The sequence below is a fragment of the Hymenobacter aerophilus DSM 13606 genome, from assembly GCF_000382225.1.
In the GTDB taxonomy this organism is placed as follows: domain Bacteria; phylum Bacteroidota; class Bacteroidia; order Cytophagales; family Hymenobacteraceae; genus Hymenobacter; species Hymenobacter aerophilus.
On sequence record NZ_KB907810.1, the window covers coordinates 69,864 to 95,135 of the forward strand.

The window sequence follows — 25,272 nt, forward strand, 5'->3', positions numbered from 1 at the left end:
CAGCAGAAGGCTGCACGCGCTTCCCCATACTGCCAATCCTGCCGGCTACTTATGAAACAACTGCTACTGCTCGCGCTTGGACTCGGCCTGAGTGCCGCCACTGCCCAAGCCCAAAGCACGGAGGTTACGCTGCACGCCACCTCGGGCTACTTCAGCTACCGGGGCGCTTCGGCCGCGGGCACCTCGTTCATTATTGATTCCGACACGGGCGGCCCTGGCTACACCAACAATCCCTACGGCAACCGCTTCACCCTCTCGTACGGCGGGGCCGGGCAAGTGCAGCGCGTTACGGCCTACCGGCTGGTGCTGGGGGCGCAGGCCGGCTACGAGTGGCTGCGCAGCCGCGTCGATATCAACGGTTTTTATCCGGGCAGGGGCAACCTGGTGGCGGCTACGGGGCACACGGTGCTCACCAGCCGTTTCATCAATACCCACCTGTTCGCGGGCTGGCGCTTCCGTTTGGGTGCCGTTAATCTCGATGCTACCCTGGGTCCCGAGCTGGGTTTTCTGCTGGGAGTACAGGAAAAGGGCGAGGCGTCGGGGGGCGGTATCAGCGTTGCGGCCGAGCGCGACCGTACACCGGGAGAGGTCTCCAAAGACCCGCGGGGTCGGGCCAACCTGACGGCCTATTACCAGCGGCTCGGCCTGTCGGTAGGCTACTCGCGGGGCGCGCACAACTACAAGAACAACTACGTGGGTGGTCCGGCAAGTGAGGCCTATGGCCGGATGCTGCGCGTGGGGCTGGCTTACCGCATCAATTAGCGCAGGCTGATGCAGCCGCCTGCCAGTCGCTTTTCTTTCTGCGGCCAGCACTTCCACCATCAGCCCACCCGCCGGGCCGTACTGGCGGGCAGCCAGGTGTCGTTCTGGCACACCGGGCAGCGGGCCGGAGCCGCGACGGCTAGCTCGCGCACGTGGCCGCAGCGGGCACAGGCGTGGGGGCCGGGGGCGGTGGCGGCGGGTTGGGCCTCGGCGAGGCGCTCGGGCCAGATGGGCAGACCCGGGCGCACTTCGTCATCGGGGAAGAAATACACGCTGGTTTCGCCGTCCGATTCGATGTAGGCCCGGCGCACCTGGCCCAGGTGCTCCACCTGCTGCTGGCGCAGCTCGCCGAACAGCTCTTTCAGGGTGATATTCTGCTTCTCGAAGTTTGGCCGATTGATGACGCCTTCTTCCACCAGCAGTATCGGCTCGCCTTCCAGCCAGTCGGAAAATCCGGGGAACCGCTCGGTGAGGACATTGAAAATGGTGTAGAGGCCCGTTACCATGCCGAACACAACCAGCGTGGGCAGCAGGGGCGTATCGTCGTAGAGCATGGCGTCGCCGGCGGCCGAGCCCAGGCCCAGGATGATGCTAAGCTCGAAAATGGAGAGCTGCCGCACCCCGCGCCGCCCCATCACCCGCAGCGCCGCCAGAATCAGCAGGTACATTACTCCGCAGCGGGCGGCTATTTCCAGCAGAAACGGCCATGTGGTGTCATCGGCCCACAAAATGCGGTGCCAGTCGAAGGGGATTACGGGCGGTTGATCCATGCGGTACGGGGTGGGGAGAGGGCCGGAATAAGGCCGAAAAGTAGCGTATTACGGCAGAAATCCGGAGCTTGGTTCGCCTCCTGGTGTGGCATGGATGCTAAATCGACTTCAATTCCTCACCAAAGAACTACCTAATGCCAATTAAATTAGTAGAGCTAAATAATTTGGCTTAAGTTCGCATCGCAATTCTCCTATACTGCTACGCTGCAACCAACGTATTTCACTTTCTTCCTCCCATTATGGCTGATTTTGCTTACGCCTACGCTCAACCCTCAGCACTGACCCACACCGTGAAAGGCAACGTGCTTGCCCTGGCGGCCTACGCCGAAGACCCGCCGACGGGGGGCGCTGCCTGTTTCTTCAGCGGTGGGCTGGCCAACTCCTGGCTGGCCGCCCGCGGACTAACTACGTTAGCCAAAGTGGTAGCCTCGCGCTTCGTGCCGCAGAGCGCCGCCCTGCGCGACCCCATCGTAACGGCCGGGGCGGGGCTGCTGCGCTTCGAGGCGTTTTCATCGTGCAACGGCGTGTACGCCCGCCTCGATTTGGGGCCTGAGGCGCTGGAGGGCGAGTTTCTGGCCAGCGGCACCACCAACGTCGATTTCAACGAGCCCATGGTGAATGCCCTGGCGCGGGTGTCGCGCACCGAGCCGGTGCGGCTGCAAGTGGGCGAGCAGCAAGTGGTGCTGGAGCGCGCCGCCGGCACTGTAACCGAGCGCAAAGTGAGCCTGCCCGAGCGTTGGATAAAGGGCCTGACCGCCGTGCAGGGCTACCTGGCCGGCATGGAGGAGCGCCTGACGCTAACCAAAGTGCAGGCCACGCAGATGCTGCAGAGCCTGCCCGCGGGCACCCTGCGCGGCGAATATTACCTGCTGCTGCGCGGCCCGCGCCCCAGCTTCGTGCCGGTAGCCAGCGCGGGGGCCGTGCGGGTGGGGGGCGCGCACCGCCTGCGCCTGCTCGACGGCCTGCTGCCGCTCTGCGAAAACCTGCGAGTATACGCCACGCCCGACGGGCAGGCCTCAGCTTTCGTGCTGGTGCTGGGCGGCGGGCACGAGTTTGTGCTGGCCCTGAGCGCCGAGGCCAACCGGGGCTTTTCGGGCGAGGGCAACCAGCTCGATACGCTGCTCGACGAACTGCCTACCGAGTGGATAACCGGGGCCAACAACCTGTTCCGGGGCAACGAAACCTTCAACCCCACGCTGTTTGCGCTGGAAAACGACCTGGCCCCCGAGGTGGTCGACCGCCTGTGCGCCAGCCTTTCGGCCATGGGTTTGCTGGGCTTCGATTTGGCCAGCAACCACTACTTCTACCGCCGGCTGCCCTTCAAGCTGGAGCGCATTCTCAAGCTCAACCCCCGCCTCAAAAATGCCCGCGCCCTGCTCGAAGCCGCCGACGATGTGCAGTTGGTAGGAGTGGGGAATGGCGGCCGTACTGAAGTGCGCGTGCGCGGTACCGACGTGTGGCATACCGTGCTGGTAGGCGGCGCCGAGGCCCCGCGCTGCACCTGCCAGTGGTTTACCGGCCACCAGGGCCAGCGCGGGCCGTGCAAGCACATTCTGGCCGCCCAGCTGCGGTTTGGAGCAGCATAATAGTTAGCGGGGAGTAGCTGGCGCTGAGCGGTCAGGCCAAACAGTGCCGGCCCTGTGGGTGATGCGAAACTACACCGGCCTAAAAAATCAATAGCTGAACCCTATGTACTCAATACGAACTACTCAATCCTAGACTAGACCTATGCCCACTACCGTCGAAGAATTTGAGCACATCATCCGCCACCAGAGTATTACAGAGCTGCTTCCGTTTCTGCTGGCGCTGCCAAAACGGGACGTGGTGCCGGTGCGGGCAAAGCTCAAAGCGCTGAGAAAAGAGCTGGAAAGCATCGTGCAGCTGTCGGAAAATAGCTGGGGAAGCCGAAGTACCCGTGAGCAATACGAGGCGTTATTTCTGACGGGCTTCGCGGTTTATTCGCGCACCGACGCGCTCCGCAGCCTGACTAATGGCTGGGCTCTGGCCGGAAATAATTATCAAACTATAAAAGGACTGCATGAAGCCTGGCTGGCGCTTATTAGCGCAATTCGTCCCGATTGGCTGGGCGATTGGCTGCGGCATATTCACCGCAATGGCCGGGACTGGGCAGTCGGTTATGCGTTGCTGCGAACCCTGGAGGAGGAGCAGTTGATTCCGTATGTGCCCGAAATAGTGGTTAAGGCAGTGGTACAGGCCCTGAGCGATTGGGGAGGGGAGTTGAGCCAGGGTGTTTCCGTCCCCCTGGATGCCGCTGCTGCCATTGCAGACCGGTTTCGGGCCGACCCTCTATTGCTGCGGCGAGATTTACCGTTGCTGTTTGAATTCGACACGGCAGTTAATGCCTACAGCGCGCGAATTCAGCTTGTAATGCCTTTTGATGCAGAGGGCGCTCAGGATGCCAATGGCAGACAATTGCGCCCCTGGCAAGTATGGGAACAGAAGCACCCAATCCAGGTTGTGTCGTGGCAAAACGTCATCGTACAGCTAGCCGCCACCAACCACCTCGACCGGGCCGACCTGCTCACCCGCTGCCTGCTGGCCCTGCGCCGCGACTTCCGCCGCCCGCTGCTGACGTGGTTTAAAGACCTGTTTCTAAAGCTGGAACCAACCACTGAGGAGCTGTTGGCCCGGCAAAACGAGCTGTTGGAACTGCCGCATGCCATGCCGCTGGTAGCCAACTTTGCCCTGACCCAGCTAACGCAGCTACTACAAGCGCCAGCCTTTTCCCCGACCGTGCTGCTACCGCTGGCCGACAGCTTCATGGCCCGGCCCGAACTCAAAACCAGTTTGCGGGCGCTAATAATGGGTCTGCTGAAATGCCTGAAGCAGGAGCCCGCGCAGGCCCCGACTATTGCCCGCCTGCTGGCCGCCGCCCTGCCGCACCCCGATGGGGCCGTGCAGGAGCGCGCCGCCAAAGGGCTGGCGGGCCTACTGAACGCTGCTCAACCATTGCTCGACCCCACCGAAACGGCAGTAGTAGTAACGGCCATTCAGCAGGCCACCGACTTACTGGGCGGCCCGGCGCGCACCGTGCTGGTGCCCTGGCTGGAGCCGGCTGTAGTGGTCGGCGGGCCGGGTGCCGCCGCGGCATATGCGCCGACCGCTTCGTTTGTGCCCGATATTTCGGCGGCTACGGCCATTGCCCCGGTGGCCGATTGGCACGAGCTACTCTTCCTGACGGGCCAAGTAGTGCAGCACCGCGACCCGGCCGTTGCCGAACGGTGGCTGGATGGCCTGCTGCGGCTGCCCGCCCAACTGCCCGCCGACTTTGCCGCGCAGCTAAAGCCCTACCTGGTACAGCGGCTGCCCGCCCTCAAAAAGGCTTCAGTTGCCGAAAGCACCACGCTGCTGGCGGGCCCCGTGAACACGAACGGGCACGAGGGGCTGGCTCAGGCCCTACTCCTAAGCTGGGCTACCGGCTTCGCTACCGCCCGCGTGGCCCGCGTGAACCTCAAGGGAGATTACGCTGCGCCCGGCCCGCTATTGTCCGTGGAAAAACAGCGCTATCTGTGCGCTGAAACACTGTTGCGCCAAGGCCACCCGCTGCCGCTCCTGAGCACGCCCACGCACGAGCCGTACTGGGTGGCACCGAATACGCTGGTAGCCCGGCTGCTGGCTTATCAGGCCGCGGGAATCCCGCCCGCACCCGCCGACTTGGCCGTGGCGCTGGCCCGCACGGCGCACAGCCACGCCGCCAGTTCTGCCGAGGCGCTGACCCAGCTCCCAGCCCTGGTCGATATCGGGCTCCGCGAGCTGCTGACGTGGTTTTTTGGCCCGGCCGACGCCCAACTGCCCACCCTGCCGTCTGCCGCCCCGCAACGGCCTGGGGCGAAGCTGTCGGTTGAGCTGGCCGGGGCGCTGCCGGAGCTGTGGGCCGTGGCGGCCCGCACCAAAGCGCCACTCGGCCGCTTCCCCACGCTGCCCGCTGCCCTGGGGTACGACTACCCCGGCGTGGCGCAACCGTTGCTTTCCACCTGCGTGGCCGTGCCGCACGAAAACCGGCATTCGGGCATTGGCGAGCCGACTCGGGTTTACCGCTACGTAGAGCTGGCCTGGGATAGTGGCACCACCCGGCCGGCCCCTTCGCCGCTGCTGCTTTACGCGCCACCAGTGGGCCGCAGCCAGCGCGGGTCGTGGGAGGAAAATATAGTCATGGCCGAGGACCTGCCGTTTTTCGGGAGCCTGCTGCCGCATAATCCGGCCCCCGTGCACGAGCACGCCCTGCGCAACGGCGCCTGGACCGACAAGCTGGAAACGGCCGAGCGCGACATCGTGCAGCAGGCCCTGCGCAGCCTGCTGCCAGCCGGCCCGGTCTATCTGGGGGCCAGCCTCGACTTGCTCGCCTGCGGCCTGGTGCACAATTTGGCCGAATGCCGCCGGCTAGCGCAGGAAGTGCTGCTCCGGGCCATTGCCGCCGGCCGCCTGCTGCCAGCTTCGCTGGGTGAAATCCTGGGCCGGCAGCTGGCGGCCGAATATGCCCCGGTGCCCCGCCTGTCCGATGGCCTGACGGCGCTGACCGGCATCGACCCGTTAACGGACGATGCCCTGACCCAGGTGCTGGAAGCGCTGCTGCCCGAACTGCCCGCCGCCCCGCCGCGCAGTACGCGCAAGTTACTGGAAACCTACGCTTTGGTCCAACCCCGCACGGCCCGGATGGTGCCGGCCGCGGTACGGGCCCGGCTAGGGGAGTGGCGGGCCGTGGCCAGCTTGAAGCCGCTGGTTAAGCAAGTTTTGACGTAGCGACGCGAAACTTCGCGGCTCCCGCTGCCCAATATTACACAACGACTGATAACCAAGGCGTTTCCCGTGCAAAACTACTATTCACTGATTGAGTCGCGAAGTATGGCACCGCTATAACCGCCCGGCGAAAGTTTTTTTATTATAATCCCTTGATGAATACCGCTATGGCCAACAGTACTGAAAACTTTGAGCAGCTTGTGCGTCACCGGCCCCTGCCGGAGCTACTTGACTTTTTGGTGCAACTCGATAAGCAAGACTTGGTGGCGGTACGGCTCAAAACCAAGGCGCTTTGCAAGGAAATGAACGACTGGCGCAACGATACACCAGAAAGCAGGGCCCTTATGCAGCGTGAAGCCCATCTGCTGCTGGCTGGCTTGGCTACCTACACCAAGCAGGAAGCGCTAGGCCGTAGCTTCGAGTTGCCTGCGCATCTTGGCCTAGACAACGACAAGGACAACCGGGGCTACAAAGAGTATTTTATGCGGGTGTTGCGCCACAGTCGCCCCTCTTGGCTTAAGGACTGGCTGGTGCGTCAGGCGCGAGCTGAATTTGGTTACATTCTGCCCTACAGCCAGTTGCGCGAGATGGAAACGGCCGGGCTGCTTGGCCACGACCCCTGGCTGTTTGCCCAAAGCCTGGCCCAGCGCCCCAGCTACTACAGCCGCACCAACAAGGAGCGGGGCCAGGGCCTGGCCACCTTTATGCTGGCCCAACTGCAAGCCGATACCACGCTGCTGGCGCGCGACTTACCCCTGCTGTTCGACTACGACACGAATGTCGACTCGGCATCGGCTTACCTGGGCGCTAAGCTGAAATCTGTCAGTTGGCTTACGCTGTTGCCCGCGCTAACCGAAAGCGGCCACCTCGACCGGGCTACACTGCTCACCAGTAGTCTGCTGGCGCTGCGCCGCGACTTCCGTCGCCCGCTATTATCGTGGTTCAAAGACCTGTTTCTAGCCCTGGAGCCTACGCCCGATGAGCGCTTAGCCCGGCAGGCCGAGCTACGCGAACTGCTGGCCCAGCCGCTGACGCAGGTGGTGAACTTCGCCCTCGACCAACTCAAGCTCATCTGGGGAGAACCTGGTTTTGATGTAGACGCACTGCTGCCCTACGCCGACGAGTTGCTTACTCGGTCCAACCTGAAAACCGGCCTAAAAACCCTATTCAGCGGCTTCGACAAGCTGCTGAAAGCCCGCCCCGCGCTGGCTCCGGCCCTGACCCCGCGCCTCGCCACCGCCCTGGCCCACCCCGATGCCGGCGTGCAGGAGCGGGCCGCTAAGAGTCTGGCCGGCTTGCTGGGGGCCAAAAAGCCGTTGCTTGACGAGGAGGCGCTGGCCAACACTATAGCTGACGTGCAGGGACTAAGTGAGCTGCTGAGCACCCCGGCCCGCACGTTGCTGGCACCCTGGCTGGTCGCCGCACCAGCCGCACTTGTGCCCTTAGAAGCCTACAGGCCGCACACTGGCTACGTGCCCGATATTTCGGCCGCCACGGCCATTGCCCCAGTGGCCGACTGGCACGAGCTGCTGTTTCTGACCGGCCAGGCCTTACAACCCGATCAGCCTGCCGAGCAGGAGCGCTGGCTTGATGGCCTGTTGCGGTTGCGCGCTCAGTACCCCACCGACTATGCTGCGCAGTTGCGGCCTTACTTACTGCAAGTGTTTTCCGGGTATTTGCGGGACAAAACCGAAGCCGAAACCACCGATATTCTGCGGAAAATGGACTACGGTCGGGCGGGGCAGAGAGATTTTCTGCGGGCTTTGCTGGCTGGCTGGTATGGTGGCTTTGCCCAACCGCAAGTAGCGCGGACGAGCCTAGCTGCCCACTACCAGCTCTACCCCGACCCGCTGCTGAGCCTGGCCCGGCAACGGCTGGTGGCCACCGAAGCCCGGCTGGCTCCCGGCGCAGTGCCACTACCGCTGCTCAGCACGCCCACGCACCAGCCCTTTTGGGTGGCGCCCATGGCACTGCTGGATAAGCTGCTGGCCTACGAAGCCGCCGGCCAGGAGCCAGATGCCACCGACTCCGTACTGGCCCTGAGTCGGCTGGCCTGGAACGCCCCGGCCGATGCGGCCACCGCCCGGCAACGGTTGGCCGGACTGGCAAATGCTGACCTGCGCCAACTCCTGAGCTGGCTCCTGGCTCCTGCCGAAGAAACCCCGGCACTACCAGTACTTAGGCCTGGCGATAAGTCGTTGTTTGAGAAGGCGGCGAGCCGGTTTGGTCAGTGGGTGTCGGGCGAGCATCCGGTTGCCCCCACGCTGGCTGAAGTCGTGCCCTGGCTGTGGGCCGTGGCGGCGCGCACCCGCTACCCGCAGGCGGCCTTGCCCGAGCTAACGGCGCTGGCCAACTACCCCGGCTTAGCCGAGCCCTGGCAGCCTAGTTGGCGCATCAACACCGAAACCCATACCGTTAAGCAGTCCTACAACAAGGCGGAACCCGAGTATGTGTACCAGACGCACGAACTCGTAGTGCCCACTGCTGAAGCGGCCGCGCCGCCCTCGCCGCTGCTACTGTACTCGCTGCACGCTCAGCTTCCCCAGAAGAAGCACACGTACATCTGGTCGTTGTTTGAGGACCTGAGCTTTCTGCATTCGCTGCTGCCCAACAATCCGGCCTCGTTGCAATGGCACCTGCTCCGCTCGGCCTTCACTACCAGTGAGGGGTATAGTGAGGAGCAGTCCGGGCTCAGCAAGCAGCTGCACGCCTTGCTGAACGATGGCCCGGCCTACGAGGAGCCGGCCACGGTTCTGCTGGCGGTGGGCCTGCTATACGGCAAGTCAACCGTACGGGCCCTGGCCTGGGAAGTGCTCTTGGCCGCCGTAGGTACCGGGCGGCTGGTGCCCGTAGCGCTGGGCAATGCCCTGGGCCGGCTGCTGGCCGGCAGCTACGCCCCGGTACTGCGCCTGGCCGAAGCGCTGCCTGCGGCCCGTGGCATCTCGCTCGCCACCGACGACGCCTTGCGCCAACTACTGGAGGCCCTATTGCCCGAGCTGCCCGCCGCGCCACTACGCAACACCGCCAAGCTGCTGGCTGCCTATACCGACCTGCGGGCCGGTGCCGGCCTGCCGTTGCCGGCTGCGGTGCAGGAACGGCTGCAAGAGTGGCAGGCCGTGGGTAGCCTCAAAAAAGCAGCTACGGTCTTGCTGGATATCTAGCGTAAGTCTTTAGTAGACTTGCGGTTGTAAAGATGCGGCTCATCGCGTCTTCTCGTTGCCCAATAACCGTTCAACGCTGAAACGCGATGGGTCGCGTCTCTACAACCATCCAGCCTAACAGCCGCTATTCGCTGGCTTCGTTCAACTGGTGCATGTCGGCTTCGGTCAGCTCCAGTTGCATGGCTTTCAGCAGTTCCTCGACCTGCGGAACGCTGGTAGCCGAGGCAATGGGGGCGGTGAGGCCGGGGCGGGCCATAATCCAGGCCAGGGCCACCTGAGCGGGCGAAGTGCCGGCGTGGCGGGCCACCACGGCATCAAGGGCCGCCAGAATTTGGTAGCCCCGCTCGTTGAGGTATTTCTGGCCCACGGTGCTGCCGCGGATGCTTTTGGCCAGGTCTTTCTCCGAGCGGTATTTGCCCGTCAGGAAACCCGAGGCCAGCCCGAAGTAGGGGATAATGCCCAAGCCGTACTCCTGGCAAAGCGGCAGCAACTCGTGCTCCAGGCCCGCCCGGCGGTAGAGGTTGTACTCGGGCTGGAAAGTTTCGTAGCGCGGCAGCCCCTGAGTTTCGCTGGCTGCCAGCGCCGCCCGCAGCCGCCCGGCCGAGAAGTTGCTGGCCCCAATAGCGCGCACCTTGCCCTCCTGGATAAGCTCGGCGTACGCCTCCAGCGGCTCGGTTACGGTGCGTTCCTCATCATCCTGGTGCGACTGGTAGAGGTCGAGGTAATCGGTTTTGAGCCGGCTGAGCGACTCTTCCACGGCCGTTTTGATGTAGGCCTTGCCCAGGCCCTGGCGGCCGTCGCCCATCTTCATGCCCACTTTCGAGAAGATGAGCACGTCGTCGCGGCGGCCCCGGCGTTGCAGCCACTTGCCGATAACCGCTTCCGATTCGCCACCCTGATGGCCCTCGCCCCAGGCCGAGTACACGTTGGCCGTATCGATGGCATTACCGCCGCCGGCCACGAAGGCATCGAGTACTTTAAAGGAAGTGGCCTCGTCGGTGGTCCAGCCAAATACGTTGCCGCCCAGCACGAGGGGCGCGGTGCGCAGGCCCGAGCGGCCCAGTTCGCGTTGTTGCATGGTGTAGGTGTAGTGAAGTAGGCAAGTTGATAAAAGCAGTCGGCATTGCCGGAGAACAGCTAAACTTTCTCCAGCACCCGCCAGCCGTGGCCGGGCACGGGCAGCTCATCATCGGCCCGAAACATCAGTTGCTTTTCGCTAAATACGTCGCGCCAGGTACCGGCAGCGGCTTCGGGCAGGGGCAGAGCGGCCGGTTCGGGGCCGGCGTTGATGACGCACAGCACGGCGGCGCCCTGCTTTTCGCGCACGAAGCCGTAGAGGCCGGCCGGGCCGGATAGGCGCTCGAAGCTGCTGGTTGGGTCGCCGTTCAGCAGGGCCGGGTGGCGGCGCTTGAGTTGCAGCAGGCGCGTGTAGAAGTCCTCCAGCGGGAAATCCTGCCAGTCGATGGGGTCTTTGTCGAAAAAGGCCAGCCGCCTGTTGAGCCCCGCCTCCTGGCCCGAATACACCAGCGGCATGCCCGGCAGCAGCCCCGTGAGCACGGCGAAGGGTAGGGCCAGCGGGCCCAGCCGCTCGTATTCGGTGCCGTCCCAGCTGTTTACGTCGTGGTTGCTGGTGAAATTCATCAGGTACACCCGCGGCGGGTACTTGGCCCGCTCGGCGGCGCGGTACTCATCAATGGCCACCAAATCGGCCTTACCCGCCGCAATGCTGTCGAACAGGTAGTGCAGGCGCAGGCCGAACGTCATGTCGAAGGCGCGCTCCAGCAGGTGCGTGTCGGGGTTGAACTCGTCCCAGCTCAGCCCGCCCGAGGGGTACAGCTCGTCCCACTCGGCCAGCATAAACACCGGTTTGATGGCTTCCAGCGCCGGGCGAGCCTCGTCCCAGAAATCGGTGGGTACCAGCGCGGCCACGTCGCAGCGGTAGCCGTCGATGCCGGCTTCGCGAACCCAGTAGCACAGCGCGTCCATCATGTAGCGGCGCAGGCCGGGCTGGCCGTAATCGAGGGCCACCACGTCGTGCCAGTCGGCCACGGGCGGCACCAGGCGGCCCTGGGCGTCGTGCTGGTACCACTCGGGATGCGCAAGCACCAACGGGTTGTCCCAGCTGGTGTGGTTGGCCACCCAGTCGAGCAGCACGCGCAACCCCAGGCGGTGCGCCTCGGCCACCAGAGCCCGCAAATCATCGAGCGTGCCAAATTCCGGATTCACGCCCAAGTAGTCGCGCACGGCGTACTGGCTGCCCAGCGTACCCTTGCGGCCCTGCTCGCCAATGGGATGTACGGGCATCAGCCAGATAATGCTGATGCCCATGGCCGCCAGCCGGGGCAGGTGGGCCATAAAGGCCCGAAACGTGCCCTCGGGCGTGTACTGACGGATGTTGACTTCGTAGATGGTGGCGTTGGCGGCCCACTCAGGATGCCGCACCTCAAACAGGTGCGCATCAGGGTGAGAAACGGCGGTAAGGTCGGGCATGAGGAAAAATGCTAAAGCCAGCGTACGAAATTTGTGGTAGTTTTGGTCGGGTTGGGCTCCGAAAAAGGCCCGCAGCCCGGCCCACTGGCCGCCCGGCCGGGTAACACCGCCCCGCCGGCCGGCGTACACGCTACGTAATCCGTTTTCCCAAATTTCTTTGCACATGAACCACGCCAGCCGCATCGACCAGACCGTCCGAGCCATTTACGACACTTTCGATAACCCAAGCACCAACCCCGTTGAAGCCGGTCTGGGCTACATCGACGGCTGGATTGACGCCCTCGACGGCCTGGGCGGCTCGGCCCTGAACGGCCTGCAGGCGGAGCTGCGCAACCTGCGCGGCTTCGTGGAGCGCGACGACCGAACCGCTATTGCCGCCACCCTCCAGAAGCTGGGCACCGAAACCTCGCGCATTGCCCTCGACATGCACAGCCTCACCGACAATACCGGCGACCAGCTGCGCCACCTGGGCCAGACGCTGGTAATTGCTGCCGGCAACCTCAAAATGTCGTAGACTTAGCTGTTAGCTGTTAGCTGTTAGCTGTTAGCTGTTTCCGGGTTCTGGTAGTCGCGTCGGCGGCTGCCGGAACCCGGTTTTTTATTGGTCCGGCCCCGTCAGCACGCAACGGCCCGGCAGGTTTTGGCGGGAGAACTATTGGTTTGAAACCCCGCCGCGCCGCCGCACCAGCAGGCCCCAGAACATCAACTCACCAAACCACCAAACCACCAAACCACCGCTAGTAACCCGCCGCGTTGTCGTCGCCCCGCGGGTCGGCGCCGCCTTCGAGGAGGCCGTCGGGCAGCACCCGGATGATTTCCAGGCGGCCCCAGGGGCTGCGGGCGTTCAACTGGTAGCCGCGGGCGCGTAGCGTGTCCTGGGCGGCGGGCAGCAGGGCACCGGCTTCCACGTCGAGCTGGTCGGGCAGCCACTGGTGGTGCAGGCGCGGCGCGGCTACGGCCTGCTGGGCGTTCTGGCCGTAATCAACCACATTGATAATGCCCTGCAGCACGCTGGTAATGATGGTGCTGCCGCCGGGCGTGCCAATCACCAGGGCCAGCTTATTGTTTTTGGTCAGGATGGCCGGCGTCATGGAGGAAAGCATGCGCTTGCCGGGCGCAATGGCGTTGGCCGCGCCGCCCACCAGCCCGTAGAGGTTGGGCGTGCCGGCCTTGCTGCTGAAATCGTCCATCTCATTGTTGAGCAAAAAGCCCGCCCCGGCCACCACCACTTTGCTGCCGTAGGCCCCGTTGAGCGTGGTGGTGCAGCTCACTGCGTTGCCTTGGGCATCCACAATGTTGTAGTGCGTCGTCTGATCCGATTCGTAGCCGGGCAGGCCCGTGCCGGCCGCTACCTGGGCGCTGGGCGTGGCCCGGCGCGGCTGCAGGGTGGTCATGCGGCGGCGGTTGTAGGCCGTATCGAGCAGCTGAGCCACCGGCACACGGCCGAAATCGGGGTCGCCGAGGTAGGTCGCGCGGTCGGCGTACACGCGGCGTTCGGCCTCGGTCAGCCAGTGCACGGCCTGGGGTGCGTGCCAGCCGGCCGGCCGCAGGTTATAGGGCTCCAGCATTTGCAGTAGTTGCAGCAGAGCCACCCCGCCCGAGCTGGGCGGCGGAAACGTGAGCACCGCGTAGCCCCGGTAGCGGCCCTGCAGCGGCGTGCGCCACCTGGGCTGGTAGGCGGCCAGGTCGGCTTTGGTGATGATGCCGCCGCCGCGCTTCATTTCGGCCACCAGCAAATCGGCCGTTTCGCCCGCGTAGAAACCGGCCGCGCCCTGGTCGCGGATGCGGCCCAGCGTGCGGGCCAGCTCGGGGTATTTAATGGTTTCGCCGGCCTGCCAGGGCGTATTCCTGAGATAGGCACTGGTGGGGTTGAACTGCGCGAAATCCTTTTGCTGGCCGTTGAGGCCGGCGGCTTCCTTGGCCGTCAGCGCCAGGCCCCGGGCCGCCAGCTGCACGGCCGGCTCCACCACTTCCTTCCAGGGCAGCTTACCCAACCTGCGGTGCAGCGCCCACATGCCGGCCACGGTGCCCGGCACGCCGGCGGCCCGGTGGCCGCGGGTGCTCAGGTTGGGCACCACGTTGCCGGCCGCATCCAGGTACATGTCGCGGGTGGCGGCGGCGGGGGCCGTTTCGCGAAAGTCGAGCGCGCCGGTCTGGCCGTCGGCGCCGCGGTAAAGGGCAAAGCCGCCCCCGCCGATGTTGCCGGCCACCGGCAGGGCCACGGCCAGCGCAAACTGCACAGCCACGGCCGCGTCGTAGGCGTTGCCACCGCGCTGCAGCACCTCCACGCCAATGCGCGTGGCCTCAGGGTGGGCCGATACCACCATGGCCTTTTGGGTAACAACGGGCGTAGCAGCCGGCACCGGCGCGGCCAGCGAAGGGGATGCCGGCGCGGTAGCGGTAGCAGAAACAGCCGGGGAGCCAGCGGGCGGGGCCGTGGTGCAGGCCGCCAGCCCGGCCGCCAGCAGCAGGTACGAAAAGTGCTTCATGCGGGGAAGGTAAGCTGATTTCGCCTGAAAAAGCGACGGGCCCGGCGCCCCCAACAGCCCTGCCGGCCAGCGCCACGCCGCTCTGGCAACGGCCCGGGTGGGCTGCCCCAATGGGTCCGGAACGCGGTTTTCGGCGGGCGGACGGGGGCGGGCCGTCGCGCCAACTTGCCGTTGAGTTAGCCCCTCTTGCCTGATTCCACGTAGTTTTGAGCGCAACCCCGCACTATTGCCCTTCCGCCATGACCACGCCTGCCACCTCGCTCGAATCTGCCACTCCCGCCTCCGCGCTGCCCCTCGTGCAGCACGACCCTTGGCTGGCGCCCTACGAACCGGTGCTGCGCCGCCGCCAGCAGCGGCTGCAGGCGCGGCTGGCCGAAATCGGGCAGCAGTATGGTTCCTTGAGCAAGTTTGCCACTGCCCACCAGCGCCTGGGCCTGCACTACGACGCCCGCCGCCGCGGCCATTGGTTTCGCGAGTGGGCCCCCGCCGCCCAAGGCCTCAGCCTGATTGGCGACTTCAACGACTGGAACCGGCAAGCCAACCCGCTCACCAAGGGCGAAGGCGGCGTGTGGGAAACGTTTCTGCCCGATAAGGATTACAAGGACCGCCTCACGCACCACTCGCGCTATAAAGTGCACGTAGTGAGTGCCCGCGGGGCCCAGGACCGCCTGCCGGCCACCCTGCGCCGGGCCGTGCAGGACGCCGAAACCCACGATTTCGCCGGCCAGATCTGGCGCCCCGAAACCCCGTTTGCCTGGACCGACCAGAAGTTTCGGGTAGCCAACGCCGTGCGCGAGCCGCTGATTTATGAGGCCCACGTGGGCATGGCCCTGGAAGAAAACCGGGTGGGCTCCTACGTGGAGTTTGCCGACCAGGTGCTGCCGCGCATTGCGGCCGGCGGCTACAACTGTGTGCAGCTGATGGCCATCATGGAGCACCCGTACTACGGCTCGTTCGGCTACCACGTGGCCAATTTCTTTGCCGTATCGTCGCGCTTCGGCACGCCCGAGGAGCTCAAGTACCTTATCAACGAGGCCCACCGCCGCGGCCTGGCCGTGCTGCTCGACATCGTGCACTCGCACGCCGTGAAAAACGAGGCCGAGGGCCTGGCCTACTTCGATGGCTCGGGCCACCAGTATTTCCACGCCGGCGCCCGGGGCGAGCATCCGGGCTGGGATTCGCGCCTCTTCGACTACGGCAAGCCCGAGGTGCAGCAGTTTCTGCTCAGCAACCTGCGCTACTGGCTTGAGGAGTTCCATATCGACGGCTTCCGCTTCGATGGCATCACCAGCATGCTGTATCATCACCACGGCGAGGGCGTCAGCTTCGGCGGCTACGAGTCGTATTTCGGGCCCGAGGTGGATGAGGATGCGGTGCTCTACCTGCAGCTGGCCACCACGCTGGTGCGCGAAATCAAGCGCAGCGCCCTGCTGATTGCCGAGGATATGAGCGGGCTGCCGGGCCTGTGCCGGCCTATTGCCGAGGGCGGCATCGGGTTCGACTACCGGCTGGGCATGGGCATTCCCGACTACTGGATCAAGCTGCTCAAGCACACCCGCGACGAGGACTGGAACATCTACGACCTGTGGTACGTGCTCAATAACCGCCGCGACGGCGAGAAAACCGTGGCCTACGCCGAAAGCCACGACCAGGCCCTGGTAGGCGACAAAACGCTGGCCCACTGGCTGCTTGATGATGCCATTTACGAGCACATGGGCCGCCACGACACCAGCCCGGTTGCGGCCCGGGGCGTGGCCCTGCACAAGCTCATCCGCCTGCTCACCATCAGCCTGGGCGGCGAGGCTTACCTCAACTTCATCGGCAACGAGTTCGGCCACCCCGAGTGGGTCGATTTTCCGCGCGAGGGCAACAACTGGAGCCACCAGTTTGCACGCCGCCAGTGGAGCCTGGCTGACAACCCCGACCTCAAGTTTCAGTTCCTGCTCAACTTCGACCGGGCCATGATTGAGCTGGCCCGGCGCAGCCACCTGCTGGCCGCCGGCCCGGCCCACCAGCTCCACCTCGACGCCGAAAACCAGGTGCTCATCTTCCAGCGCGGGCCGCTGCTGCTGGCCTTCAACCTGCACGTAAACCGCAGCATCCCCGACTACCGCTTTGCCGTGCCCGCCGCCGGCCGCTACCGCATCGTGCTCGATTCCGACGCGCCCGAGTTCGGTGGTTTCGCCCGCATCGACGACGCCTATCGCTACGAAACGCTGGAGGAAGAAGGCAGTCATCAACTCAGTCTCTACCTCACCAGCCGCACGGCCCTGGTGCTGGAGCTTGTGTAGTGAGCTGTCAGCTGACAGTTTCCGTTCAGGGAAGGCAGTTATGCCGCATACAAAAGGGTGCTGCCCTCACCTGAGTGCAGCACCCTTTTCGTTTTTCAGCGAACAGCTCAAAATCAGGTGTTCTTCGTTCTCCGGCCCGATTCGGCCTGGTCCAGGGCTTCGGCGATGCGCTGGTCGCGGGCGTCGGGCTTTTTGGCGCGGCTGATGTGCTGGGCCAGTTGCTTGCGCTGGGTGAAGGGCAGGGCGTCGAACCTGGCCTGCAGGCCGGTGCGTTCCAGAGCCTGGGTCAGCTCGGTGGGCAGCTCCAGGCCGCTGGGGTCGGTGTCGTGCCAGAGCACCACGTGCACCAGGTCGGCCCAGGTTTTACCGATGGCGTTGCGCACTTCCTTGCGCACGCTGAACCCGTGCTGGTCGCCGCCCAGCGGCGTCAGGTTCAGGCGAATGGGGAAGCCGTCGATGGTGCCCTGCACGGGCAGCGGGCCTTTTACGCCGTATTCGGCCGCCACATCGAAGGGCACCGCTACAAATACGCCGTTGTCGGCCCCGTCCATTTCCAGGGGGGCATCAAATTCGTGGCGGCGGGGCGTATCGGGGGTTGAGGAGCTCATGAGGAAGGTGGAGTGATGGGGGCCACGGCCGGGCGGCCCGGCCGGTGGTGTTCAATATGAAGTAGCAGCTCGTTGATGGCTGCCGAGTTGGTGGAGGAAACCGTGCGCAGGCGCTCGGGTGGCAGCTGGTAGCGCTCGGTCAGCAACGCGGCCACCTCGGTCGAATCGGCCAGCACGAGGTCGGCGCGGCGCAGGGCCAGGCGCTCCAGCGCTACGGCCCAGCCGGTTTCGGTGGGGGCGGCGCGCTCCTGGGCCAGGTTGTGCACGTGCAGCACCAGGGGCCAGCCCGTCAGCTGCCGGATTTCCATGGCCGCCAGCCAGGTGGGCCAGTCCACGGCGTAAATCACGGCAAATTTCTTTCCGCAGGCCCAGCTGCTGGCAAAACGGGCGTACTGAATTACCTGAAAGTTGAGGTCGGCGGCCGAGGCTTCGGGCGGATTGCGGCCCAGCGCCGCCAGCTCCTGCGCCAGTGTGGCATGCACAAGCGAAAGCGGCGGCCCGGCAGCCGGCCCGATGGCGGGCTCGGCAGCGGTTGCCTTGGCAGTAGAAAGCGTATCGGCAACGGGCTCTGGCAACGAGGCCCGCGGGTTTTCCGGCTGCCCGGTGGTCGGGGCAAGGGTCGGGAAAGCAGCGGGCGGCGCGGCCGGCCCGGCCAGACTGGCCCGACCGGAGTCCCGACCCACGGGCGGAAAGTCGCCCTCATCCGGCGTTTTGGCCCGCGGCGGTTCGGCCGCTGCCGGTAGCGGTTGGGTTGGCTCCGATAAAGGCCCGGCCGAATCAGTTGGGGAAGCAGATGACCCATTCGGCGTGGCCAAGGGCGTAGCGCCCTGGTAGGGCGCGGCGGGCGCCTGCCAGCCGGGTACCGCAGCCGGGCTGCTGCCCACGTAGGGCGCGGCCGGGGCCTGCCAGGCCGCCGGACTGGGGCTGGGAATGGCAGCCGTCAGAATTGCGGCCAGTTCCAGCTCGGCCAGTCCCGTGATGCGCACGGCGTCGGTGGCGGGCGCGGCAAACGCGGGCCGGGGCTCGTGGGGCAGCAGCACGGCCAGCTTCGTGAGCGGGGCCAGCCGCTGCACCAGGGCCCGGAGCAGCGGCGCGGGCGCTTCGGGGGGCTGAAGCGCTTCGTTCCAGCCAAGCAGCAATACGCGGGAAGAAGCAGTGGACATAGGGCAGCTAACTGTCGAGGTTTATACCAGACAGTACGGCAAGGTAGAAAAAAAGGCAATGCGGCCCGGAGTCACTCACCTCATTTTACCCGCCTGCCGGCCCTCATTAGGTTACTTTATCATTCTACCATCAGCCGCCGGCTCTGGCTTCCGCTGCGCACCAGGTACACGCCGGGGCGCCGGGGGGCGGGCAGCTCCAGCAGCAGCGGCCCGGCGGGCGGCATGGTGGCCGTCAGCAGCACGCGGCCCGTCAGGTCGAGTAGCTGCACAGGCTGGCCGGGCGGCAGGCCGGCCACCGTAATACGGCCCTCGCGGCTGGGGTTGGGCCACAGCTGCCAGCTGGCACCGCCGGCCGGTACGGTCAGGGCCCGCACTTCCGATAGGCTGGCGGTGCTGTCGAAATCAAACTGGCGGAGCCGGTAGTACACCAGCTTCGAGCCGTAGGTGGGCAGCTGCTCATCGTTGAATTCGTAGGCCGAAGCAGAGCCGCGGGCGGGCATCCAGGCCCGGCGCCGGAACGCCGCGCCATCGGTTGATACTTCGAGAGCGAAGCCGGCATTGTTGAGCTCGGTAGCCGTGCGCCAGCGCAGCCGGGCGCCGGCGCTGCCCGCTTCGGCCGTAAAGCTGACCAGCGTAACGGGCAGCGTAACGGGCGGGCCGCTGAGCGTGATGGTGGCCGGGCTCAGGGCAAAAAACACGTTGCCCACCGCTTCTACCCTGAGCCGCCCCTGGCTGGTGGGCTGGCCGGGCAGCCGCACCGCGGCCCGGCCGTTGTTGGGCACGGCGGCCGCCAGCACTGTCGGGAAGGTCTGGCCCCCGTCGCTGGAAAACAGAATCCGCACGCTGGCGCAGCTAACGGGAGCCTGGTCGGTGCCGAGCACATCCCAGGTAACGGTGTAGCTGCTGCCGGGGGCGGCCGTAAAGGCCGCGGCCGGGGCCGTTACCCGGAACGGACCGGCCTCGGCCACCTGCAGGGCCAGGTTGGCGCCTGCCACGCCGCCGCGGTTGTCGCGCACCGTGAGGCGAAAGTTGAGCGGCCGGGCTACCAGCGGCAGGAATTCGCCTTCCGAGGTGGTGGCATTCGCCAGCACGGCGCTCAGCTGCGGAAAAGTACGTGTAGGGCTGCCTACGGGCGCAAAACTGCGGAACAGCGGTGGCGCGCTGGCGTCGGTGGCCGCGCCGGCCAGGCCGCTGGCGTTGCCCAAATCCAGCTCTTCCCAGCTGTAGGTGAGCTGGTCGTTATCGGGGTCGGAGCCCGTGCCGGTGAGGGCGAAGGGCGTGCCTTTCGGGATGACGAAAGTGCCGGCCGGCACCTGCGCGGCGGGCGGGCGGTTGCCGTTGTTGCCGGTGGTGGTTCCGCAGGTGAGGTTGGGCACGATGGCGCTCAGGCTGGCGGCGTGAAAGTAGTCGATGCCCGGCCCCACGTTGTCGGGGGCGCAGCGCGAGTCGTACGACATGATGGTGTTGCCCGCGCCCGGCTCGTAGGCTAAGTTGGCGCTGCGGTTGCCGCCGCTGCAGTTACCCTCGTCGCCGTTGAAAGTGTGGTTGGAGCCCAGCTGGTGGCCGATTTCGTGCAGCGTTACTTCGGCCAGGTAGCCGGTGCTGCTGGCCGTGGAGGCACCGCCGCCCTTGCCCGAGGCCCCCGCGTAGCCGGAGCACACCACGCCCACGTAGGCCACGCCCGAGTAGCCGTTGCCGGTGTAGCCCAGCACATGGCCCAGGTCGTAATTAGCCGGGCCGATGCGCGCATTGAGGATGCCGGCGCTGGCGCTCAGCAGGGCCGAAGCCGAGGTGCCGGTGCCGAACGGGTCGGTGACGCCGGGGGCAAAGATGAGCTTGTCGTTGTCGGCCACCAGCTGCAGGCGCAGGGCCAGTTCCCGCTCGTACACGCCGTTGAGCGAGTTCACCAGCTTCACCAGCGCACTCATGGTGCCGGCTACCGTGCCACCGCCCAACTTATTTACGAACTCGTTGGTGGTGGCCAGGGCCAGCCGCAGCGTGCGCAGCTGCCCGCCGTAGGGCGCGGGCGGGGCCGGGGGTGTATCGCCGGGCCGCTGCTGCGGGGCGCATCGGGCGGCAGCAGCGCCTGGCAATCGAATGCAACCGGGGCCTGGGCGCGGCTCTGGTACAGGGTGGGTGGGGTGGCCGGCTCGGACTCAATACCTGTAATGGTGCTGACGCTGCCATCGGCCCCGCGCAGCTCGGCGTGCAGGCCGGTGGGCGTGTATTCCAGGCGCACAGTGGCGGCGGGCTCGTCGAGGGCGCGGCCGGCAAAGGTGCGCAGGCGCGGGTAGCGGGCGGCCAGCGCCGGGGCCAGCACGGGCACCCGCGTGAGGGCGTAGCGGTGCAGCGTGCCATCGGGGTGGGGCAGGTCGAGCGTTATGGCGGCTTCGGGCCGGGTTTCGGGCGGGGCTGTTGCCAGCCGGGCGGCCAGCTGGGTGGTATCGAGCCGGAACCAGCGGGCGGGCGGGCCCGCTACCGGGCCGCGCGCCGCCACCGGCGCGGCAGCCGGCTCCCAGAGCGTGGTGGCCGGAGCCGCCGCTGGGGGTGGGGCCGGAAGGGTGGATTGGGCCGTTGCGGGGTCCGGGCCGGCGGCCAAAAAGGCCAGCAGCAGGCCGCCAAACAGCGGCCGAAGCGAAGAAAGGGTTGGTTGCATAAGGTAGGCAGAGGCAGAACGGCACCGCTTGAAGTGTGCCGTCGAATCAGGTCGTGGCGCTCAAACGCCTGATTGCCTGGAATAATGCCTGCCTGTTGCTGCCCTTTGGCCGGCTCCCGCGGCTGGGTGTAAACGCGTATCGGAATTGTGAAAAACGGCGCCTAAGTTCTTGCCAGCTTGCTACTGAATGCCCGCGGAGTTCAATACAAAATTCGGGCATTCGCCGGCCCTGATTATCAGTTGCCAACGCACAGGCTCACCTTCTGCTTACTGCCCGATTCGCTCGCGCAGGTACTGGTACACCTCGGGGTTGCTGAGCAGCGTGCCGTGGTGCAGCTGCGGATACACACGCGTGCTGATGAGGCGGCCGGGGGGCGCGGCGGGGTCCTGGAAAATGCGGCCGGCGGCACTGCCGGCGCCCACCAGCCCGTCGCCAAAATAGTCGTGCAGGGCCGAGCCGGCCGATTTCAGCAGCGAACCAACCAGCACGTGGTAGCGCACGCCCGGCAGCAGCGGCACCACCGTGCGAGGCGGAAACAGGTCGTCGGCGTGGGGGCTCTGCCAGTCCTCATCCACGAGCAAGGCGTGGCGCAGATCCTTGATGCCGTTGCTGCGCTGGTCGAGCAGGCCGCTGATGGCGCGGGTGGGCCAGAGGTTGATTTTGCGCAGCACGAGGCTGGTCAGGTGGCTGTTCTGCTCCAGAAACGAGCCGTCGTTGGGCACACCCAGCAGAAACACGTCGCGCAGCCGTCCCAGCCAGGGTTGGTTTTCGGTTGTTGGTTTTTGGTGATTGGTTTTTGGCTGATTTTTGGAAGAATTCGGGTTGTTTGCTTCGGCCGCCACCCCATCATTTTTAATTTTTAATTCTTCATTTTTAATTCCGGCATAATAGCCCGCCGAGCGAATGAGCAGCCCGCCCATGCTGTGGCCCACCAGCACCAGCTCGCCCACGGCCTCGGGGTAGGTGGCCACCAGCTCCGTGAGCAGCTCGTGGAGGCGGCGGCCGTTTTCGGAGATGTGCAGGCCCGAATTGTAGCGCAGATACAGGCAGCACAGGTCGGGCAAATCCTGCTGCAGGCGCGGGCCGAAGCGCAGGTCGTCGGGGCCGTGGCCGGTCTGCCAGATAACTTCGTCGCCCATCAGCCCGTGCAGGAAAACCGCCGTGGTGCGCGGCCGGCCGCTGGCCGTGGGGCGCAGGTCGAGGTCGGCCACGGCCACATCGGCCCCGTAGCGGCGGAAGCTGAAGCAGATGGCGCGCCGGTCGTGGCGGGCCGCGAGCTGGTCGCCGAAAGCCCCGTTGAGCACGGGCAGCGTGAAGTGCAGGTTGTCCTGGCCGATGCGGTAGAGGGCGCCGGCCCCATCAAAAGGGGCGCGGGCGGCCCGGCCCACGGCGGCCGCCACCCGCCGCCAGCGCGGGCGTTGGGGCGAAGGGGTAGCGTCTTCGGAACGCAGAGGCTCGTCGTCGGATGCAGGAGTGGGTTCGGAGGCCTCGCTCATAGAAAATCAGTGGTCAGCCATTAGCTGCCGGATATGGATGGTTGCGCTTCGGCTCACCCATCGGCGGCCAGTCATCAGCCAGGAAAAACGTGGCGCATGACGATTACAAGGTAGCTGCTAAACCGAAGAAGCACTGGCTTGCAGCTACAACGCGCCAGGTTTACAGCTTGTTTGCGCTGCCAGTCCGTGCCGGCAGCAGCGCGCCCAGCGTGGCGCCGGCCAGCAGCCCGCCCACGTGGGCGGCGTTGTCGGTGGTGTGGGCTTCGAGGCCGCCCACGAGGCTGCTCACCATAAAATAAAGCACGAACAGGCCCACCGTGTAGCGCTGCTGGCGCGAAAAAGCCGCCGGCCGCCGCGCCAGCGTTGCCAGCAGCAGCCCGTAGAGCCCGAAAATAGCCCCTGAAGCCCCCACCGAATTCACGCCCTGGCTGTGCCACCACAAGCTGGCCAGGCTGCCCGCCACCCCGCTCAGCAGGTACACGCCTGCCATGCGCCAACTGCCCACCAGCCGCTCGGCCAGCAGCCCCAGAAACACGAGCGTGAGCATATTGAGCAGCAGGTGCCCGATGCCGCCGTGCAGAAACACGCTCGTCAGCAGCCGCCAGGGCTGGTCGGGCAGCGTGAGGGCCGAGTAGTTGGAGCCCCAGCGGATGAGGTCGGCGCCGGCGGGCTGCACGAGGTTGGTGCCGGCCAGCCCCAGCAGCAGATAGGCCCCCAGGTTCAGCCAGAGCAGCGCGGGCGTGGTGCGGTAGCCCGGCCGGAACCCCAAAATGCCCCGCAGCGTGGCCGCCAGCCCACCCTGTGCGGCCGGCTCGAATGCGGGCGGCAGCTGGGGCGGATCTGCAACCAAATCGGGCATGAGGCCGCGCCGCTGCAGCTCGCGGCCGGCCGCCTCGCCCACGGCCGGTGGGTAGTGGGCGGCGTGGCGGGCCAGGTACAGCAGCTCGGCCTCGGTGTAGCCAGCCAGCGGGTCGGCGGCGGGGTCGGGCGGCGGCAGGCCGGGGGTAGGGGAGGCGGAATGGGGCATGAGCGGCACGGAAGAAGCGGCGCGCCGCTAACGGGCGCAATGCCCCGGGCGGCTTCACAAACCCTGCCAGCCCCTACCGCCTGCCAGAGTTGCGGTTTTGCCCGCCGCGGCCGGCCTTACAGCGCGTCGAGCCGGCCGCGAATGGGCGCGGCCTTGCGATACTGGCCCAACACCTCCTGGCTGATGCTGGCCGCCTCCTGCTGGTCGCGCTTCACATCGGCATCGAGCAGAGGCATGTCGGCTTCGGCGTGGGCTTTGAGGGCGGCAAGTGAGGTGCGGCGCAGGCCCAGGCCCCGCTGCATAAGGGCCAGGCGGCCTTCCATTTCCGGCGTCAGGCTCTGGTTGTAGGCCATGGCGCCCATAAACCAGTCGATGCGCTGCTGCGCGATGGTTACCTGGCCCGGAAAAACGTCGGTTACCGAGTCGGCCAGGGCCTGGGCCGTGAGGTGGGCGGCCGTGTTTTCGGCCAGCCAGTAGCGGCGGGCCATGCGGGCGTAGCGGCCGGCGGCGGTGGTGTCGGCGCGGTCGGCGGCGGGCAGCAGGCGGCGGGTGGTGGCTACCTGGCCGGCGGCTTCGGCCTCAAACGAAGGCAGCGGCTGGGCAACGGTGGCTTCGAGCACGATGGGCGCGGGCGCCGCGGCCACCGGCGGGGCCGGCCGGGGGCGCAGGGCCCACCAGCCCAGCGCCAGCACCACGGCCAGCATCAGCCCCCCCAGCAGCCACTTGGGTCCGTGGCCGGCGGGCGCTTCATCGTCGTATTCAGTGGGCGCCGCGGCATCATGTTCAGCAGCATCGCGTTCAATTGGCGGCACGAGGGCGGTAATTTCGGGGAACGAAGGGGGGGCGGGCACCAGTGCCCCGTGCTGCCGCAGCTCCTGCCGGGCGCGGGCCACCACGCCCGCATCGTAGAAACCGGGGTTTTCGATGAGGTACTGCAGCTCGGCGGTGGTTTTCTGCTGAAACGAATCGGGGGCGGTAGAAGGGCCGGACATACAGGATAGCGGGGCTGGAAATGGCCGTCAAGTTGAGAAAAAGCCCGGATTTTTCAAGCGGCCGCCGCCAACGCCGCCGCCGCAGGGCCCGTATAGCCTTCAGGCGCCAGCTGGTTGGCCGGGTCCCGGTCGGTTGTTGGCGCGCTTATTCTCATTCCCTCATTTTATCCTGTATCCAATGGCAACCGACCAGAACAATTCCAACGAAGACCTCCAAAACGAGCACAACCGCACCCAGCAGCAGGTGGCCAACACCGGCAACAACGCCCCGCGCCCCGAAAACGTGGGCGGCACCAGCGTGCAGCAGCAGGGCGGCAAGTCGCTTACTTCCTCGCCCGACTCGGAAGGCACCCACGGCGGCAACCGCGGCGGCAGCCACGATGGCGGCGCCCAAAGCGCCCAGGGCAGCAGCAACCGCGGCGGCCAGCCCGGCACCGACCAGAAAAACGACGGCGGCGGCTCGGACAACGAAAACGCCGACCAGACCAAAAACACCACCGCCTACAACGCCGAGTACTCCAACGCCCGCTCGGCCCCCAGCTCGGCCAACGACGGCGGCAAAATGGGCGACGCCGACAACCCGGCCTAAACCGGGCCGGCATCACAAT

The 25,272-nt window shown here is 66.0% G+C and carries 18 protein-coding genes; 7 read left to right on the forward strand and 11 right to left on the reverse strand.

The features are described from left to right. The first annotated feature begins 51 nt into the window (after nt 1-51). Complete coding sequence (locus H145_RS0109935; protein ID WP_019948000.1) at nt 52-762, forward strand: hypothetical protein; 711 nt, start codon at nt 52-54, stop codon at nt 760-762. A 59-nt stretch (nt 763-821) separates the two neighbouring features. Here the strand turns inward: H145_RS0109935 and H145_RS0109940 are convergent, their stop codons facing one another. After that, the gene (locus tag H145_RS0109940) at nt 822-1,532 is read right to left on the reverse strand and encodes a DUF421 domain-containing protein (RefSeq protein ID WP_019948001.1); all 711 of its coding nucleotides are present in this window, start codon (nt 1,530-1,532) and stop codon (nt 822-824) included. A gap of 239 nt (nt 1,533-1,771) precedes the next feature. Here H145_RS0109940 and H145_RS0109945 point away from each other — a divergent pair, with 239 nt between their 5' ends. From H145_RS0109945 to H145_RS0109955, 3 genes are all read left to right on the forward strand, one after another. Then, a complete protein-coding gene (locus H145_RS0109945; RefSeq protein WP_019948002.1) occupies nt 1,772-3,118 on the forward strand; it encodes an SWIM zinc finger family protein in 1,347 nt (448 codons plus the stop codon). Between the two features lie 142 nt (nt 3,119-3,260). Then, nucleotides 3,261-6,293, forward strand: coding sequence for a DUF6493 family protein (locus H145_RS0109950; protein ID WP_240471685.1), 3,033 nt, complete (start codon nt 3,261-3,263; stop codon nt 6,291-6,293). Between the two features lie 164 nt (nt 6,294-6,457). Then, a complete protein-coding gene (locus H145_RS0109955) occupies nt 6,458-9,451 on the forward strand; it encodes a DUF6493 family protein (protein WP_157541429.1) in 2,994 nt (997 codons plus the stop codon). Nucleotides 9,452-9,575: 124 nt separating this feature from the next. Here the strand turns inward: H145_RS0109955 and H145_RS0109960 are convergent, their stop codons facing one another. Both H145_RS0109960 and H145_RS20805 read right to left on the reverse strand, forming a co-directional pair. Next, entirely contained in the window at nt 9,576-10,529 is a 954-nt protein-coding gene (locus H145_RS0109960) for an aldo/keto reductase (protein WP_019948005.1), read from the reverse strand. Nucleotides 10,530-10,588: 59 nt separating this feature from the next. Further along, complete coding sequence (locus H145_RS20805; RefSeq protein ID WP_169513180.1) at nt 10,589-11,941, reverse strand: alpha-amylase family glycosyl hydrolase; 1,353 nt, start codon at nt 11,939-11,941, stop codon at nt 10,589-10,591. 163 nt (nt 11,942-12,104) lie between these two features. Here H145_RS20805 and H145_RS22755 point away from each other — a divergent pair, with 163 nt between their 5' ends. Next, nucleotides 12,105-12,455: a hypothetical protein gene (locus tag H145_RS22755; protein WP_019948007.1), complete on the forward strand. Its 351-nt coding sequence runs from the start codon at nt 12,105-12,107 to the stop codon at nt 12,453-12,455. Nucleotides 12,456-12,678: 223 nt separating this feature from the next. On the opposite strand, the gene ggt is transcribed toward H145_RS22755, so the two are convergent. Further along, nucleotides 12,679-14,430, reverse strand: a complete 1,752-nt coding sequence (gene ggt / locus H145_RS0109980) for a gamma-glutamyltransferase (RefSeq protein ID WP_019948008.1) — start codon at nt 14,428-14,430, stop codon at nt 12,679-12,681. Nucleotides 14,431-14,669: 239 nt separating this feature from the next. Here ggt and H145_RS0109985 point away from each other — a divergent pair, with 239 nt between their 5' ends. Next, nucleotides 14,670-16,721: an alpha amylase C-terminal domain-containing protein gene (locus tag H145_RS0109985; protein WP_019948009.1), complete on the forward strand. Its 2,052-nt coding sequence runs from the start codon at nt 14,670-14,672 to the stop codon at nt 16,719-16,721. A gap of 113 nt (nt 16,722-16,834) precedes the next feature. Here H145_RS0109985 and H145_RS0109990 read toward each other — a convergent pair whose 3' ends face one another. From H145_RS0109990 to H145_RS0110020, 7 genes are all read right to left on the reverse strand, one after another. Then, on the reverse strand, nt 16,835-17,329 hold the full coding sequence (locus tag H145_RS0109990; protein WP_019948010.1) for a YdeI/OmpD-associated family protein: 495 nt from the start codon (nt 17,327-17,329) through the stop codon (nt 16,835-16,837). After that, nucleotides 17,326-18,492: a glycosyltransferase gene (locus H145_RS0109995; protein WP_083937752.1), complete on the reverse strand. Its 1,167-nt coding sequence runs from the start codon at nt 18,490-18,492 to the stop codon at nt 17,326-17,328. The genes H145_RS0109990 and H145_RS0109995 overlap by 4 nt, the downstream gene beginning before the upstream one ends. A gap of 119 nt (nt 18,493-18,611) precedes the next feature. Continuing rightward, nucleotides 18,612-20,447, reverse strand: a complete 1,836-nt coding sequence (locus tag H145_RS22250) for a reprolysin-like metallopeptidase (protein ID WP_240471687.1) — start codon at nt 20,445-20,447, stop codon at nt 18,612-18,614. 5 nt (nt 20,448-20,452) lie between these two features. Continuing rightward, on the reverse strand, nt 20,453-21,148 hold the full coding sequence (locus tag H145_RS24710; protein WP_026351407.1) for a hypothetical protein: 696 nt from the start codon (nt 21,146-21,148) through the stop codon (nt 20,453-20,455). 267 nt (nt 21,149-21,415) lie between these two features. Continuing rightward, on the reverse strand, nt 21,416-22,645 hold the full coding sequence (locus H145_RS22760; protein ID WP_019948011.1) for an esterase/lipase family protein: 1,230 nt from the start codon (nt 22,643-22,645) through the stop codon (nt 21,416-21,418). A gap of 160 nt (nt 22,646-22,805) precedes the next feature. Beyond that, nucleotides 22,806-23,672: a rhomboid family intramembrane serine protease gene (locus H145_RS20820; protein WP_019948012.1), complete on the reverse strand. Its 867-nt coding sequence runs from the start codon at nt 23,670-23,672 to the stop codon at nt 22,806-22,808. 116 nt (nt 23,673-23,788) lie between these two features. Next, complete coding sequence (locus H145_RS0110020) at nt 23,789-24,664, reverse strand: hypothetical protein (protein ID WP_019948013.1); 876 nt, start codon at nt 24,662-24,664, stop codon at nt 23,789-23,791. A gap of 178 nt (nt 24,665-24,842) precedes the next feature. Here H145_RS0110020 and H145_RS0110025 point away from each other — a divergent pair, with 178 nt between their 5' ends. After that, complete coding sequence (locus H145_RS0110025; RefSeq protein WP_019948014.1) at nt 24,843-25,253, forward strand: hypothetical protein; 411 nt, start codon at nt 24,843-24,845, stop codon at nt 25,251-25,253. Nucleotides 25,254-25,272 lie beyond the last annotated feature (19 nt).